The following is a 16,396-nucleotide window of genomic DNA, read 5'->3' as shown; positions in this document are numbered from 1 at the left end:
TGATATCGAAAACGTCGGATAGGGCTTACAACATTCTGTCACAGCGGGCGGTCAATGACCGCCCCTACGATGTCGCTGTGCGAATGTCCCTTGCGGGAGGCGGGAGGGTCAAGACCCTTCCTTACATGAAAAACCTGATATAGGGTCGTATGCGTATGATAAGCAGTCGTTATACCAATCAAAAAGCCGTCAGGCATTCCCAAAATTCCTAACTCCTAACTCCTCATTCCTAACTCCCTTATTCGCCTATATTTGTCAACACATTTTATGGAGGCTTCTATGTACAGAGATTATTTGAACAGCGATGTTTCACCTGATGAGATCTATCCGCAGCCGCGTACCGTGCCGCGTGGAGAAACGCCTTTTCGCGATGAATACGAGGAATACATCCGCGAGTACCCGGGGCGCGGCACGCTCAAGGTGCAGATCAGCGTAGCGCGCGGGGCGTTCCCGCTGAAGAACGTGCTGGTGGATGTGTCGCAGGTGTGGCAGGGCGTTCGCTACAGCCTGTACAACGACGTGACCGACATCTCCGGCATCGTCGACAACATGGTGTTGCCCGCGCGCTCCATCGAGAGTACCCTCAACTTCGAGGACTCCCGGATCCCCGAGGCGGAGTATCTGGTGACGATCTTTCACCCCGACTTTCAGGAGCTGACCGACTGCTCCGTGATCATCCACGACAAGACCGAGACCATCCTCCCGATCTCGCTCGTGCCGCTGACGGGGGAGAGAGAAGATGGCTGAACTGCCGACGATCCCGACTAACGTTACCGTCCATCTCGGCGCGCCGAATACACAGGCGCGCAACGTGACCGTACCCTTTACCGATTACATCAAGAACGTCGCCTCCTCCGAGATCTTCCCGAGCTGGCCGCAGGCGGCGCTGAGGGCGAATATCCTCGCCCAGATCTCCTATACCCTCAACCGCGTCTATACCGAGTACTACCCCAGCCGCGGATACGACTTCGATATCACCAACGATACCCGCTACGACCACGCCTATACCGAGAACGGCGAGGTTTTCGATACCGTCAGCCTGATCGTTGACGAGCTTTTCAACAACTATATCCGCCGCAAGGGGACTGTCGAGCCGCTGGCGGCAAAGTTCTGCGATGGAAGGATCACGCTCTGTGACGGGCTGCTGCAGTGGGGGACGGTGGAGCTTGCGAATCAGGGCTATGATACCCTGGAGATCCTCAAATACTACTACGGCGACGATATCGAGATCGTGGAGAACGCGCCGCTTGCCGACAAGACGGAGTCATACCCCGGGACGGCATTGTCTCGCGGCTCCTTCGGCGACGACGTGAGGACGATCAAGAACGAGTTGAGTCGTATCCGCCGCAATTATCCCGCGATCCCCGCCTTGACGGTGACCTCCGTGTATGACGGCGAGACCGAGGCGGCGGTGAGGGAGTTCCAGCGCATCTTCAACCTCACGCCCGACGGTATCGTCGGCAAGGCGACGTGGTACCAGATCAAGCGCGTCTATACCGCGGTGAAGCGCCTCGCGGAGCTGACCAGCGAGGGTCTGACCATCCCCGAGGTGGAGCGCGTGTTCCGCACGACCCTCTCTCTCGGCGATCGGGGCGTTGAGGTTGAGGCGGTGCAGTATTACCTCGCCTTCCTCGGCTACTTTTATCCCCAGCTGGCGCCGATACCGATCAACGGCTTCTTTGATGATATGACCCGCGACGCGGTCTTTACCTTCCAGAACGCCTACGGCTTGCCCGTGACGGGGGAGATCAACCTCGAGACCTACTATACCATCGAGCGCGCGTACAAGGAGACCGTCGCGCAGCTGCCCGCGAATTACCAAAGCGCCATCGGTGAGCCATACCCCGGGCGGTTCCTCGTGGAGGGCGACAGGGGAGAGGAAGTCCGCGTGATACAAGGGTACCTGAGCCGTATCTCCCGCACCGATCCCGCGATCCCCGACGTCGCGGCGGACGGCATCTTCGGGCCGCAGACCAAGCGAGCCGTCGTCGCGCTCCAAAAGCAGCTCGGCGTAGAGGAAAACGGCGCGATCGGTCCCGTAGAATGGGTTGAGATCATCCTGAGAGGAAACAGAGTGTAGGGGAGGGAGGAGTGAGGAGTTATAAACGTCGGATCGAGTTGCAGGGGTCGGCTCCCAAGACGACCCGCAAACTCCGACGTATGATCGTGCCGTAGGGGCGACCATCGGTCGCCCGCGAATGACGAGCGTTAGGTCGAGTCGTAGGGCGGGGGCTTGTCTCCCGCCGGAACCTATCCTCTAAATGCCGTTTTCACGCGAAGTATGACAAGCCTTTGATTTGCTCCGCGTTTCACATTGATGTCACCGCAGCGTCTCGGCGGGAGCAAGCCCCCGCCCTACAATATAGCCATACTCCTGACGTCTCGCAAACATCTAAAGCTTGATCGTGCCGTAGGGGCGACCATCGGTCGCCCGCGAACGATGAGCGTTATTCATCTCGAAAGCGTCGGATAGGATATGCTACGCTCTGCGACAGCGGGCGGTCAATGACCGCCCCTACGAGATCGCTGCGCGAATGTCCCTTGCGGGACGCGGGACGTCGAGTCGCCGTCCCCTACAACTCCTCACTCCTAACTCCTAACACGCGTCCCTGCGATCCGCTGTACATGATCTTCACTGCCAATATTGCAACATCCGTGACCCCGTGGTATAATAACCGCATAAATCCGGTTATTATTTTATATGCCCGCCCAGTTTGTCGCTTCGCGACAACGGGCGATGGCTGATTATACCATATCTCCTTCGGAGTTATGGTATAATAACCGTATAAATCCGGCTGTTATACAGATTTATATGCCCGCCCGATTTATCGCTCCGCGACAAGGGCGATGGCTGATTATACATCACTATCAATCAATAGGAGGTTACTATGGAATATCGTGTGTTTGACAAGAAGGTTTATGTCAGGCTGGACAGGGGTGACGAGATCGTCAGCTCGCTTTTGAGTGTGTGCGAGCGTGAGGATATCCGCGTCGCTCAGGTGCAGGGCATCGGCGGCTGCTGTGAGGCGACCGTGGGCGTGTTTGACGGAGAGTCCCGCACCTATCGGGAGAAGAAGGTCACAGCGCTGCTGGAGCTGCTCTCCTTAGACGGCAACGTCACCGAGTATGAGGACAAGCCGTATCTGCATGTTCACGCGGCGTTCGCCTATCGTGAGGGCGACGCCTTCTGTCAGCTGACAGGTCATCTGCTGAACGCTGTGATCGGGCTGACGGGCGAGATCGTGCTGACTCCCGCACAGGGTAGGATCACCCGCCGCTATGATGAGGAGCTGGGCATCCGCGTGTGGAGCTTCAAGGACTGACGCCGACCGCCTGTACAGGGGCGAAGGGACAGGAGAGGGACGCATATTTGGGGTGAATGGTGTTGGGAAAGCCTGATGGCTTTGTTGAACTAAGAACTAAGAAATATGAAATAAGAAATAGGAAGTTACGGAAAGCCTGACGGCTTTTGGATTGGTATAACGACTGCTTTTCAAACGTCTATGGCTCTGTATAGGGTTTTGTACGCAGTTTTTTATCAAACGTATATTAATCGGGTGCGGGCTTTGCCCGCCCTCCACCATTCACCATTCACCATTCACCATTCTCCGTTAAACAAATAAAGAAATATTGACGACCTCTCCGCAACGTGTTATAATTCTGACAGAATTCGACACGGAGGGATGTATATGGAAAAGAAGTCCGCAAAGGTACAAGTCCGTTATTTCAGCGGTTATATCCGCAATTATAAGGCGCTTTGCGCCGAGCTGGGGATCGAGCCCTCGCTCCCGCGTGAGGCGCGTGAAGAAGCGATCCTGACCGCCGCTTATGAGAAGTGGGGGACATCGCTCCCCGATCACCTCTACGGCGCTTTCGCAATCGCTTTGTATGATACAGAGAAGCAGATCACGCTTGTGTTCCGTGATCAGGTCGGTCAGAAGCAGATGTTCTATGCCGTTGTCGGCGGCGAGCTCTTCTGCTCGGGCGATATCGACGCAGTCGTCGCCGATTCGCATATCGAGAAGGCACTCAACAAGCGCATGCTGCAGCAGTACCTGTTCTACGGCTACCCGATCGGTGAGGAGACCTTCTATGAGGGCGTGTACAAGCTTCGCCCGGGTCATTACCTTACCTTCGACGGTGAGAAGCTGACCGATACCCGCTACTTCAAGCCGCAGTTCGAGCCTGATTCTTCCAAGTCCGTCGATGATTTCGCAAAGGAGATCGAGGACGTCGTCGAGGAGATCCTCAGCGAGGAGCGCGGCGATACCGAGCTGCCGTATAAGGAATCCTTCCTCTCGGGCGGTGTGGATTCCTCCTATCTGCTCGCGGCGAGCGACGCGCAGGGCGCCAATACCGTCGGCTATGTGGAGAGCGGCTTCGACGAGTCTGCTTTAGCGCGCCGGACTGCCGAGATACTCGGCAAGAAGATCTCCGTCAAGATGATCAGCCCCGAGGAATACTTCGACCGACTCCCCGTCACCATCGATAAGATGGGTCAGCCGCTGGGCGACGCCTCCGCTGTCGCCTTCTCCATTGGCTGTGCGGCGGTCTCAGAGCACGCGAAGGTCGTCTACTCCGGCGAGGGTATCGACGAGTTCTTCGGCGGCTACAACGCCCATAAGCGCGAGATCCCGTCGGACTGGGTCTATCTGACCTGTTCCCACATCATGAGTGAGCAGGTGGTCAGATCACTGATGAAGGACTATGATCCCGCCGTGAAAGCAGAGGATCCCGTGCGTGAGCTCTGGGACGAGGTACAGGGTCAGGATCCGCTCGCGCAGAAGCTGACTGTCGATATCTCGCTGTGGCTCGAGGGCGATATCTACCTCAACACCGACCGTACCTCCACCGCCTGCGGTATCGAGCTGCATACACCGTTCTCCGATCTCAGACTCTTCAACGTCGCGCGGAGGATCCCCGCGGCATACAAGTTCATGAACGAGCAGAATAAGTACGTGTTCCGTAAGGCGGCGAGCACCAAGCTCCCCGACGAGGTCGCCTTCCGCAAGAAGGTCGGCTTCCCCGTACCCGTTCGCAAATGGCTCGCGGATGAGCGCTTCAATAAGCCGATCGAGGAAAAATTCTTCGGCGAGACCTCGCAGAAGTTCTTCGATCAGGACGCGCTGAGAGAGCTGTGGACAAGCTTCATCGGCGGCGAGGAGCAGTACTGGGGCAGGATCTACGCGATCTACGCTTTTCTGCTGTGGTATGATTTAAAATTCTGATAGAGAAATATGCCTGCGTGGGGAAACCTGCGCAGGCGTTTTTTTAGTGAATTATATGGCTCCTTTCGCTTTAACAACCTATTGACATAGTAGTTAAGTTGGTATATAATAGGCGGGAACAGAAAGGAGCTGAGTATGTGAAAATATACGCAGATAACGCCGCGACTACCCGCATGAGCGACGCGGCGATACAGGTCATGACGGACGCCATGCAGAATACCTACGGCAATCCGTCGAGCTTATATACCATCGGTCAGCACGCAAAGGAGAAGCTGGAGGAAGCCCGCTCTTCGATCGCCGGGATCATCAACGCCGAGCCCCGCGAGATCATCTTCACCTCCGGCGGCAGCGAGGCGGATAATCAGGCAATCCTGACTGCCGCTCTGAACGGGAAGAAGAAGGGCAAGACCCATATCATCTCCACCGCCTTTGAGCATCACGCCGTCCTCCATACCCTGGAGAAGCTTGAAAAATACGGCTTCACGGTCACGCTCCTACCGGTGCATGAGAACGGTATCGTCAGCCCGTCGGAGCTGGAAGAAGCCATCCGCGAGGATACCTGCCTCGTCACGGTCATGACCGCCAACAATGAGATCGGCACCATCCAGCCCATCGCCGAGATCGGCGCGATCTGCCGCAGGCATAACGTCGTATTCCATACCGACGCCGTACAGGCGGTGGGTCACCTGCCCATCGACGTCAAGGCGCAGCAGATCGACATGCTCTCTGCCTCGGCGCATAAGTTCCACGGTCCTAAGGGCGTCGGCTTCCTCTACGTTCGAAAGGGGATCATCCTGCACAGTCTGATCGAGGGCGGCGCTCAGGAGCGCGGCAAGCGAGCCGGTACCGAGAACCTGCCCGCGATCCTCGGGATGACGGCGGCGTTACAGGAGGCGGTCGCAAATATGGACGGCAACAACGCCCGTATGCAGAACGTCCGCGATCACCTGATACAGGGACTCTCCGAGATCCCGCACAGCGCTCTCAACGGCGACAGGGTACAGCGGCTTGCGGGCAACGTGAATTTCAGCTTTGAGGGTATCGAGGGCGAATCCATCCTGATCCTGCTGGATCAGAAGGGCATCTCCGCCTCGTCGGGCAGCGCCTGCACCTCGGGCTCGCTTGATCCCAGTCACGTTCTGCTTGCGATCGGCAGGATCCATGATGTCGCCCACGGCTCGCTCAGACTAAGCATCGGCGAGGATATCACGATCGAAGAGGCGGATTATATCATCGATTCCGTCAGAGAGATCGTCGCCTACCTGCGCAGCTTCTCGCCTGTATGGCGCGATCTGACAGAGGGCAAGAAGGAATTTATACTATAAAAGTGGCTCCCTTTGGTAAAGGGAGCTGTCGCCGTTAAGGCGACTGAGGGATTGTAATAATGGAGCGAAGCGACTCAACAATCTTAGTATGAAAGGAGTACAAAACTATGGCTTTATACAGCGATAAAGTAATGGATCACTTTTTACAGCCGCGCAACGTCGGCACCATCGAGAACGCCGACGGGGTAGGGGAGGTCGGCAACGCCAAGTGCGGCGATATCATGAAGATGTATCTGAAGATCGACGACGATATCATTACCGACGTCAAGTTCGAGACCTTCGGCTGCGCGAGCGCGATCGCCTCGAGCTCGATGGCGACCGAGCTGATCAAGGGACAGAAGGTGGACGACGCCTTGAAGCTGACCAACGCGGCAGTCGCCGAGGCGCTGGACGGACTCCCGCCGCATAAGATGCACTGCTCCGTACTCGCGGAGGAAGCGATACAGGCAGCGCTGGAGGATTATAAAAGCAAGGCAGCCACTGATTAATTCACGCCTGAAGGCTTTTTCCGGAGAACGGTGAACGGAGAACGGAGAACGGAGAACGGTGAAGGGTGGGCGATGCTCACACCCGATTTGTATAATATGATAGAACAAAAACATCTGCGACCCTATATAGAGTCGCAGATGTTTTACTTTAGAAGTTGTTATATCAATCCAAAAGCCGTCAGGCTTTCTGTAACTTTTTATTTCTTATTTCTTATTTCTTATTTCTTAGTTCTTAGTTCAACAAAGCCGTCAGGTTTTCCCGACACCGTTCACCGTTCTCCGTTCTTCTACCGTATTCGCGCAAACTCGCGCAGAGTCGGTTGAAAAAATTTTGTGAAAGTTTACTAAAATATATCAATGTCTATAATGACAACTAACAAATCGACGTTTTGGTGACTGAAAATGACCGATTTTGCTTGACTTTGATTAACCGAGTGGTATAATTTAATCAAAGAGGTGAGTTCCATGCTGACCGAGGAACGGTATCAATTGATTTTACAGCTCCTCAATGACCGAAACGCCGTGACGGTAGCTGAGCTCTCAGGACTTATGCATATCTCCGAATCTACCATCCGCCGCGACCTGAACGCCCTTGCCGAGATGGGAAAGCTGCGTAAGGTGTTCGGCGGAGCGACCGCTCTGGAACAGAGCTCCGGCGTCTATGAAACCGGCGTCGCGAACCGTGCGCTCACGATGAGCGAAGAAAAGACCGCTATCGCCGCGTATGCCGCGACCCTGATCCACGACGACGACTTCGTCTATATTGACGCGGGCACGACGACGGCGCGGCTGATCGACTTCATCGAGAACCGCAGAGCGACCTACGTCACCAACGGCATCCTCCACGGGCAGAAGCTGATCGCAAAGGGGCTGAACACCTACATGATCGGCGGCAAGATCAAGCCGCTGACCGAAGCGGTGGTCGGCGCGGAGGGTATCCGCAGCCTCGAGGGACTCAACTTCACCAAGGCGTTCATGGGTACCAACGGCATCGACGTCAAGGCGGGCTTCACCACCCCGGATATCGACGAAGCGCGCGTAAAGCATGCCGCCGTCAAGAACAGCTATATGACCTTTGTCGTAGCGGATCATACCAAGTTCTATCAGGTATGCGCCGCGACCTTCGCACCGTTAAAGATCGGCTGCATCATCACCGATGCTTGTCCGGATAGCAGATACAGTAATATCACCATCGTCAAGGAGGTAAAGAAATGATTTATACCGTGACCCTCAGTCCTTCGATCGACTACATCGTACGCATGTCGAGCATGCGCACCAACGTGACCAACCGTACCGACAGCGAAGAGTTCTATTACGGCGGTAAGGGTATCAACGTGTCGCAGGTGCTCGCTGAGCTTGACCTCAACAGTACCGCGCTCGGTTTTGTCGCGGGCTTTACCGGCGACGCGATAGAAAAAGGTATCCGGAACAGTCGTATCCACACCGAGTTCATCCGCCTCAAGGAAGGCTTCACCCGTATCAACATCAAGATCAAGTCCGGCGGTGAGACCGAGATCAACGGACAGGGTCCCGATATTCCCGCCGAGGCGCTCGAGGAGCTGATGCAGAAGCTCGACCGTATCGTTGACGGCGATACGCTGGTGCTCGCGGGCAGCATCCCCAAGACCTGTCCCGACGATATCTATGAGCGTATGCTCGAGCGCGTTAAGGACAAGAAGATCATGATCGTGGTCGACGCGACCAAGCAGCTGCTGGTCAACTCGCTTTCCGCACACCCCTTCCTCATCAAGCCCAACCGTCAGGAGCTCTCCGAGATCTTCCACGCGGAGGTCGAGAACGCTCAGGACGTTGAGAAATATGCCCGAAAGCTGCAGGAGATGGGCGCGAGAAACGTCATCGTCTCCCTCGGACGTCAGGGAGCCTTCCTCGTTGACGAGAACGGCGAGACCCATACCTGCGGCACCCTGAAGCAGCCGGTCATCAACACCGTCGGCGCGGGCGACAGCATGGTAGCGGGCTTTGTAGCAGGTTATCAAAAGACCGGCGACTACGGCTATGCCTTGAAGCTCGGCTCCGCCTGCGGCAACGCGACCTCCTTCCTCCCGGGTCTTGCGACAAGGGAGAAGATCGACGAGGTGTTCAAGCAGCTGTAAGAACGGAGAACGGAGATGAGAAAGCCTGACGGCTTTGTTGAACTAAGAACTAAGAAATAAGAAATAAGAAGTAAGAAGTAAGAAGTAAGAAGTTACGGAAAGCCTGACGGCTTTTCTCGGAGAACGGTGAATGTTGAAGGGCGGGCGCTTCCTGCGCCCGATTGTGTAACGACAGGAAATGTTCGATTGCATGATCTGACAGGAATCCAAAACGCGAAGCGTTTCCCATAATTTCTCATTCCTCATTCCTAACTCCTAACTCCTACTGCCTTTGGTCATAATTGTTATCGTGAGATAACGCTTTTGATATTGAAACGTTAGTACTGAAAACAGTATGAAAGGAGAGTATTTATGCGTATTACTGATTTGTTGAAAGCGAACGCGATCAAGCTGAACGCGGCGCCTTCATCAAAGCAAGCGGCGATCGACCTGCTGGTTTCTCTGCACGATAAGGCGGGCAACCTCAAGGACGTTGCTGCTTACAAGGAGGGTATCCTCAAGCGAGAAGAGATGGGTACGACCGCGATCGGAATGGAGGTCGCTATCCCTCACGCGAAGAGCGAAGCCGTCAAGGCTCCGGCTCTCGCCGCTATCACCGTGCCGGACGGCGTTGACTATGAGTCTCCCGACGGCGCACCCTGCAAGCTGATCTTCATGATCGCTGCTACTATGGACGGCGACGTCCATCTGGAGGTTCTCGCACGTTTGATGCAGATGCTCATGCACGAGGACTTCACCGCAAAGCTCAAGGCTGCAAAGACTCCTCAGGAGTTCCTTGACATCATCAACAAGCAGGAGGCTGCGCAGTTCCCCGAGGAAGCTGCTGCTCCCGCTCCCAAGAAGGACGGCTATCAGGTACTCGCCGTCACCGCTTGCCCCACCGGTATCGCTCATACCTACATGGCTGCTGAAGCGCTGCAGAAGGCAGGCGACGAGATGGGTATCTCCATCAAGGTCGAGACCAACGGCTCCGGCGGCGCGAAGAACGTGCTGACCGCTGCTGAGATCGCAGCCTGCGACGGTATCATCATCGCGGCTGACAAGAGCGTTGAGACCGCTCGCTTCGACGGTAAGCCCGTCTACTCCACCAAGGTTGCCGACGGCATCCATAAGCCCAAGGAGCTCATCAACAAGATCGTCAACAAGGAAGTCCCCGTATTCCACAGCGACAAGAAGGTCGAGGGCGGCTCCGGCTCGGTCGGTAATGAAAGCTTCGGCAGAAAGCTTTATAAGCACCTGATGAACGGTGTTTCCCACATGCTTCCGTTCGTTGTCGCGGGCGGTATCTTCATCGCGATCGCGTTCCTGATCGACGCCCTCTCCGGCGCTCCCCAGGACGGCAACTTCGGTTCGGTAACTCCCGTAGCGGCCTGGTTCAAGACCATCGGCGGCGTGGCGTTCGGCTTTATGCTCCCGATCCTCGCCGGCTTCATCGGTCAGTCCATCGCTGACCGTCCCGGTCTGCTCGTCGGTTTCGTCGGCGGTTCGCTGGCGGCTACCGGCTCCACCTTCGCTGCTCCCGGCGGCGACGGCGCTGCTGTATCCGGCTTCTTAGGCGCTCTGCTCGCCGGCTTCCTCGCCGGTTGGCTGATGAAGATGGTCGAGAAGATCTGCGATCATCTGCCGCATGCGCTTGAAGGCATCAAGCCCGTTCTGATCTACCCGCTCGTGGGTCTGGGCATGGTTGCCGTTATGATGTGCGCTGTCAACCCGATCGTCGGCTGGCTCAACGGCAAGCTGACCGAGGGTGTTGGCGCTATGGCTTCTAACCCCGCTCTGATCGTTCCCGCTTGCGCTCTGCTCGCCGGTATGATGGCGATCGATATGGGCGGCCCCTTCAACAAGGCTGCTTACGTTACCGCTACCGGCCTGCTGGCGTCCGGCGTCATGGGCTCCAACGAAGGTCCCTTCATGATCATGGCTGCTGTTATGATCGGCGGTATGGTTCCCCCGCTCGCGATCGCTCTGTCTACCACTATTTTCCGCAAGAAGTGGACTGCTGAAGAGAGAAAGAACGGTCCCGTCAACTTCATCATGGGTCTGTCGTTCATCACTGAGGGCGCGATTCCTTACGCTGCGGGTCATCCGTGGCCGGTCATCCCCGCTTGTATCGTAGGCTCCGCTGTTGCGGGTGCTCTGTCCGCTCTGTTCGGCTGCACCCTGATGGCTCCTCACGGCGGTATCTTCGTACTGCCCACCATCGGCAAGCCCCTGATGTACTTCCTCGCACTGGTCATCGGCGCTGTTGTCGGCTGCCTGGTTCTCTCCATATTCAAGAAGAACGAAGAGCAATAATCATTATATAAGTATCCAAGGCATGGGGAGGGCGACCTCCCCGCGCCAAGCAAAAGAAAAAGGAGAAATGCACTATGGTATCGAAAAAAGTAACGATCGTAAACGCGCAGGGCTTCCACATGCGCCCCGCTTCCACCTTTGCCAATGCTTTGGCGAAGTACGCCTGCGACGTGACCCTCAAGGTCAACGGCAAGGACGTCAACGCGAAGTCCCTGATGAATATCATCGCCGCCTGCATCAAGTGCGGCAACGAGGTTGAGGTCGTATGCAGCGGCACCGATGAAGAGGCGGCTCTGGCTGAGGCTACCGCTATGATCGAGAGCGGCTTCGGCGAATAAATCCGATCCATCCGTCACTGCGGGCGGTGCGCTGCGGCAGCACGCTTCCCGCAGTGATTGTTTATATTATAATATTGAATATTGCGAAGGGCGGCTTTAGCCCTGTAGCAATCTCAACTGATTAAGAGGTGATTACTTATGATGAAAGGATTAGGCGCTTCCGAAGGCTACGGCATCGGCAGAGTGATGCTGATCGTCGACCGCGAGCTCACATATACGCCCCGTGAGGTCGCCGATATCGACGCGGAGCTCGAGCGCTTTCACGGTGCGGTCGAGACCTTTACCGCGAATACCCTTGAGCAGGCGGACGCGGTACGCAAGTCGACCGGCGATAAGGAAGCAGAGATTTTAGAGGGTCATATCGCGATCATCAGCGACCCCTTTATGAAAGGCGAAATCGAGAATCTGATCAAGGCTCACCAGTGCGCCGAGGCGGCTGTGGAGCAGATCTGTCAGATGTTTATAGATATGTTCACCGCGACCGGCGACGAGCTGACCATGCAGCGTGCCGCCGACGTCAAGGATATCCGCGACAGCCTGCTTGGTATTCTCTTAGGCGTACAGGAGGTCAAGATCAGCGACGCACCCGCCGGCACCGTTTTGGTCGTCCACGAGCTGACTCCCTCCATGACCGCGGGCATCAAGAAGGATAATATCGTCGGTATCATCACCGAGACCGGCTCCCAGACCTCCCACTCCGCGATCCTGGCGCGCGCGATGGAGATCCCCGCGGTACTGAGCGTTCCGAACGCCCTGTCACAGCTGAGCTCCGGCGAGCAGATCATCGTCGACGGCAACAACGGCGACGTCATCACCGCTCCGTCTCAGGAGCAGGTCGACGAATATACCGCGAAGCGAGATACCTACCTGCGTGAGAAGCGTGAGCTCGAGATGTTCAGAGGCAAACCCACCGTCTCCGCCTCGGGCGAAGAGTATGAGTTGTGCTGTAATATCGGTACCCCAAAGGACGCCGCGAAGGCGATGGAGAAGGACGGCGAGGGCGTAGGTCTCTTCCGTACCGAGTTCCTGTTCATGGATCGTACCTCCCTGCCCACCGAGGACGAGCAGTTCGAGGCGTACAAGGCTGCCGCCGTCGTCCTGAAGGGCAAGCCCCTCATCATTCGCACGTTGGATATCGGCGGCGACAAGGAGATCCCTTATCTCGGCCTTGAGAAGGAAGAGAACCCCTTCATGGGCTTCCGCGCGATCCGTTACTGCCTGCAGAACCGCGATATGTTCAAGTCGCAGATCAAGGCGATCCTGCGCGCGTCTGCGTTTGGCGACGTTCGCATCATGTTCCCGCTGATCACGGCGGTCGAGGAGCTCCGCGCCGGTAAAGCGCTTGTAGAGGAAGCAAAGTCCGACCTGCGTGCTTCGGGTATCGCGTTCAATGAGAACAACCCCGTCGGCGTGATGACCGAGACCTCCGCCTCCGGCGTGATCGCCGACCTGCTGGCGAAGGAAGCGGACTTCTTCTCGATCGGCACCAACGACCTGACCGGCTACACGATGGCTTGCGACCGCGGCAACTCCAACGTCGGCTATCTGTACTCTCCGTTCCAGCCGTCCGTCCTCAGACTGATCAAGAGCATCATCGAGAACGGCGTGCGCGCCGGTATCCCGGTCGGTATGTGCGGCGAGGCTGCCGCCAACCCCATGATGATCCCGCTACTGATGAGCTTCGGGCTGACCGAGTTTTCCGTCTCCGCGGTATCCGTCCTCAAGGTGCGTAAGAATATCGCCAAGTGGACGAAGGCTGAGGCTGATAAGGTCGCTGAGAAGGTCATGGCGATGACCACCGAGAAGGAGATCACCGACTATCTGAAATCCGTTATCTGATCATCCGTGAGCAACGTTGATAACGGTTCATAAATGACAAAATGATAAGGGTGCGGAAGATTTCGCACCCTTATTTTGCACAAAAAAAGATGTCGGAATTTGTGTAAATCTCATAATGTAACGATAGACATTTTTCGATGAATGTTTTATACTTTAGGTGTCACATAATATGTGTGACTCATCAATAACATTCAGAAAAAGAGGTTTTATATATGGCAGAAAGCTATTATAAGGACGCGCTGAAGCTGGGACAGAAGGAAGTCCAGTCCTGCAAGGCAAACGGCGTCAGCCCCTATCTGCCGGCGCTTGACGACATTATTCCCGAGGATCAGAACACCTCTATGGTCAGTCTCGGCCTCGTGCATATCCCCTTAAAGCAGGTCGTCGGTACCAAGACCGCCGGCCGTGCCACCTCCTTCGCGGCGAATTTCATGCCGATCCTCGAGGAGAATACCGAGTTCGCCGTCAAATGGCAGCACCTGAGCGAAGCGCATATTGAAGAGGGTATCCATGACCCGATCAAGGCGTTCGAGTACATGAACCGCTTCTACGTTCAGGAGGGCAACAAGCGCGTCAGCGTGCTCAAGTTCTTCAACGCCGATTTCATCGAGGGCGAGGTCACCCGTATCCTGCCCGAACGCGACGGCAGCGGGCGCATCGAGATGTACTACGAGTTCCTCTCCTTCTATAAATATACCAAGATCAACTTTGTCGAGTTCTCTAAGCGCGGCTGTTACACCGAGCTGCTCACCGCGCTCGGCAAGGAGCTCAGCGAGGAATGGAGCGTTGACGATCAGCGCACCTTTGTCGCGGCTTACAGCAAGTTTGAGAAGGCATACATGCTCAGCGGCGGCGATAAGCTGCAGTCCACCATCGGCGACGCCCTGCTCGGTTATCTGCAGGTCTACAGCTACGACGAGCTGATCGCCGAGGACGCCGAAGATATACGGAAGAAGCTCAAGAAGATGTGGGAGGACGTCCGGCTCAAGGACGCCGAAGAGCCCATCGAGCTCAAGACCGAGCCTCCCGTCGATAAGCCGCAGGGTCTGATCTCGCGTATCGTGTCGAACGTCGTTGAGAAGTCCCTGCAGGTCGGCTTTGTCTATGACGGCACGCCCGCGCGCTCCGGCTGGGTGCATGAGCACGAGGAGGGCAGGATCTATGTGCAGGAGAAGTTCGAGGATAAGATCGACACCGTGACCTACCCGAACGCTCTTGCAGACGACCCCTATCAGGTGATCCTGCAGGCGATCGAGGACGGCTGTAACGTGATCTTCACTACCTCGCCGCGCCTGATCCAGGCGAGCGTACGCGCCGCCGTGGAGCATCCCGAGGTCATTATCCTCAACTGCTCCCTGAACCTCAGCCACCGCTACGTCATGACCTACTATACCCGCATGTATGAGGCGAAGTTCATCCTCGGCGCTGTCGCGGGCACGCTGTCCGACAGCGGTAAGCTCGGCTACGTCTGCGACTACCCGATCTACGGTCAGATCGCGGGCATTAATGCCTTTGCTTTAGGCGCTCAGATGACCAATCCCCGCGCCCGGGTCTACCTCGAATGGTCGTCCGTCAAGGGCGCCGAGGGCGCCGCGAAGGCGCTGGCGGAGCAGGGCATACACTTCATTTCGTCGCAGGATACCTCCCGTTTCCTCGCCGACGACCGCGAGACCTACGGTCTGTCCTTTGTTGTGGATGACAAAAGCGAGTCGTTGATGCACTCCGTCTGGTGCTGGGGCAAGTACTACGAGGAGATCATCACCCGTATCCTCGACAAGAGTTTGCAGACGGCGTACAGCAGGTCCGATAAGGCGCTCAACTACTACTGGGGCATCTCCGAGGGTGTTGTCGACGTCTGGTATTCCGACAAGCTCGCGCTCTCGACCCGCCGACTGGTCGACTTCCTCAAGGAGAGCATCAAGCAGAATATCTGTATCCCGTTCCTGACTCCGCTGATCACCCAGAGCGGCGAGGTCATCGGCGAGGGACAGAAGTCACTGACCCTCGACCAGATCATCAACATGGATTACCTCGCTTCGAACGTCATCGGCGAGATCCCGAAGTATAACGACCTCAACGATATGGGCAAGGCAACCGTCACCACAGCCGGTATCGAGAAGGCGCAGAACGACCCCGAGCAGGAGGCGGAGAAAAAAGCCGAAGAGGAGATATGAGGATCCTCGCAGTAGCGGATAAGGAATCCGCGGCGCTCTACGACTACTACCATCCCGGTAAGCTCGACGGCTTCGACCTGATACTGGGCTGCGGCGACCTCAGCGAGGGGTATCTGGAATTCCTGATGACCCTTGCCGACTGTCCGCTGGTGTATGTCCACGGAAATCATGACGAGAACCATAAGAAGGTACCGCTGGGGTGTATCTGTGCGGACGATAAGGTGGTCGAGGTCGCGGGCCTGCGGATCCTGGGGCTCGGCGGCTCGATGAAGTACCGCGAGGGGAAGTATATGTACTCGGAGCGTAGGATGCGCCTGCGTATCCTACGCAGAAAATTCAGCATCATGCGCCACGGCGGGATCGATGTGCTCCTGACCCATGCGCCCGCGAGAGGGCTGAACGACCTCGAGGATCTCCCGCACAGGGGGTTTAAGTGCTTTCATAAGCTGTTGAAGAAGTACAAGCCCGCGCTCTTTGTACACGGTCATGTTCACCGCGAGTATAACCACAATATCCCGCAGCGCACCATCCACAACGGTACGCTGGTGGTCAACGCCTTCGGCTACGCGGTCATCGAAATATAATTCTTACATAG

Annotated in this window: 13 protein-coding genes; all 13 read left to right on the top strand. The window is 56.4% G+C overall.

The window, feature by feature from the left end; all coding sequences use genetic code 11:
- Window positions 1-279: 279 nt before the first annotated feature.
- On the top strand, window positions 280-747 hold the full coding sequence (locus tag R2I50_RS05345) for a hypothetical protein (protein ID WP_316608127.1): 468 nt from the start codon (window positions 280-282) through the stop codon (window positions 745-747).
- A complete protein-coding gene (locus R2I50_RS05340; RefSeq protein WP_316608126.1) occupies window positions 740-2,080 on the top strand; it encodes a peptidoglycan-binding protein in 1,341 nt (446 codons plus the stop codon). Before R2I50_RS05345 ends, R2I50_RS05340 begins: the two co-directional genes overlap by 8 nt.
- An 808-nt stretch (window positions 2,081-2,888) precedes the next feature.
- On the top strand, window positions 2,889-3,323 hold the full coding sequence (locus tag R2I50_RS05335) for a PCC domain-containing protein (RefSeq protein WP_316608125.1): 435 nt from the start codon (window positions 2,889-2,891) through the stop codon (window positions 3,321-3,323).
- A 366-nt stretch (window positions 3,324-3,689) separates the two neighbouring features.
- Window positions 3,690-5,228 carry an asparagine synthase-related protein gene (locus tag R2I50_RS05330; protein WP_316608124.1) on the top strand — a complete coding sequence of 513 codons (1,539 nt, stop codon included), beginning with the start codon at window positions 3,690-3,692 and terminating at the stop codon, window positions 5,226-5,228.
- Window positions 5,229-5,365: 137 nt separating this feature from the next.
- Window positions 5,366-6,553, top strand: a complete 1,188-nt coding sequence (locus tag R2I50_RS05325; RefSeq protein WP_316608123.1) for a cysteine desulfurase family protein — start codon at window positions 5,366-5,368, stop codon at window positions 6,551-6,553.
- A gap of 107 nt (window positions 6,554-6,660) precedes the next feature.
- Entirely contained in the window at window positions 6,661-7,041 is a 381-nt protein-coding gene (nifU, locus tag R2I50_RS05320; protein WP_316608122.1) for a Fe-S cluster assembly scaffold protein NifU, read from the top strand.
- Between the two features lie 465 nt (window positions 7,042-7,506).
- Complete coding sequence (locus tag R2I50_RS05315; protein ID WP_316608121.1) at window positions 7,507-8,256, top strand: DeoR/GlpR family DNA-binding transcription regulator; 750 nt, start codon at window positions 7,507-7,509, stop codon at window positions 8,254-8,256.
- Window positions 8,253-9,155 (top strand): 1-phosphofructokinase, encoded by a 903-nt coding sequence (gene pfkB / locus R2I50_RS05310; protein ID WP_316608120.1) that lies wholly within the window; start codon window positions 8,253-8,255, stop codon window positions 9,153-9,155. Before R2I50_RS05315 ends, pfkB begins: the two co-directional genes overlap by 4 nt.
- Before the next feature lie 351 nt (window positions 9,156-9,506).
- Window positions 9,507-11,450 (top strand): fructose-specific PTS transporter subunit EIIC, encoded by a 1,944-nt coding sequence (locus R2I50_RS05305; protein ID WP_316608119.1) that lies wholly within the window; start codon window positions 9,507-9,509, stop codon window positions 11,448-11,450.
- A gap of 74 nt (window positions 11,451-11,524) precedes the next feature.
- Window positions 11,525-11,788 (top strand): HPr family phosphocarrier protein, encoded by a 264-nt coding sequence (locus tag R2I50_RS05300; protein WP_316608118.1) that lies wholly within the window; start codon window positions 11,525-11,527, stop codon window positions 11,786-11,788.
- Between the two features lie 138 nt (window positions 11,789-11,926).
- Complete coding sequence (ptsP, locus tag R2I50_RS05295; RefSeq protein ID WP_316608117.1) at window positions 11,927-13,627, top strand: phosphoenolpyruvate--protein phosphotransferase; 1,701 nt, start codon at window positions 11,927-11,929, stop codon at window positions 13,625-13,627.
- Window positions 13,628-13,839: 212 nt separating this feature from the next.
- Window positions 13,840-15,801 (top strand): BMP family ABC transporter substrate-binding protein, encoded by a 1,962-nt coding sequence (locus R2I50_RS05290; protein ID WP_316608116.1) that lies wholly within the window; start codon window positions 13,840-13,842, stop codon window positions 15,799-15,801.
- A complete protein-coding gene (locus R2I50_RS05285) occupies window positions 15,798-16,385 on the top strand; it encodes a metallophosphoesterase (protein ID WP_316608115.1) in 588 nt (195 codons plus the stop codon). The genes R2I50_RS05290 and R2I50_RS05285 overlap by 4 nt, the downstream gene beginning before the upstream one ends.
- Window positions 16,386-16,396 lie beyond the last annotated feature (11 nt).

The organism is uncultured Ruminococcus sp., assembly GCA_902785355.1.
In the GTDB taxonomy this organism is placed as follows: domain Bacteria; phylum Bacillota; class Clostridia; order Oscillospirales; family Acutalibacteraceae; genus Ruminococcoides.
Note: the sequence above shows the minus strand (reverse complement) of the source record. Positions and strands in the feature narration are given on the sequence as shown.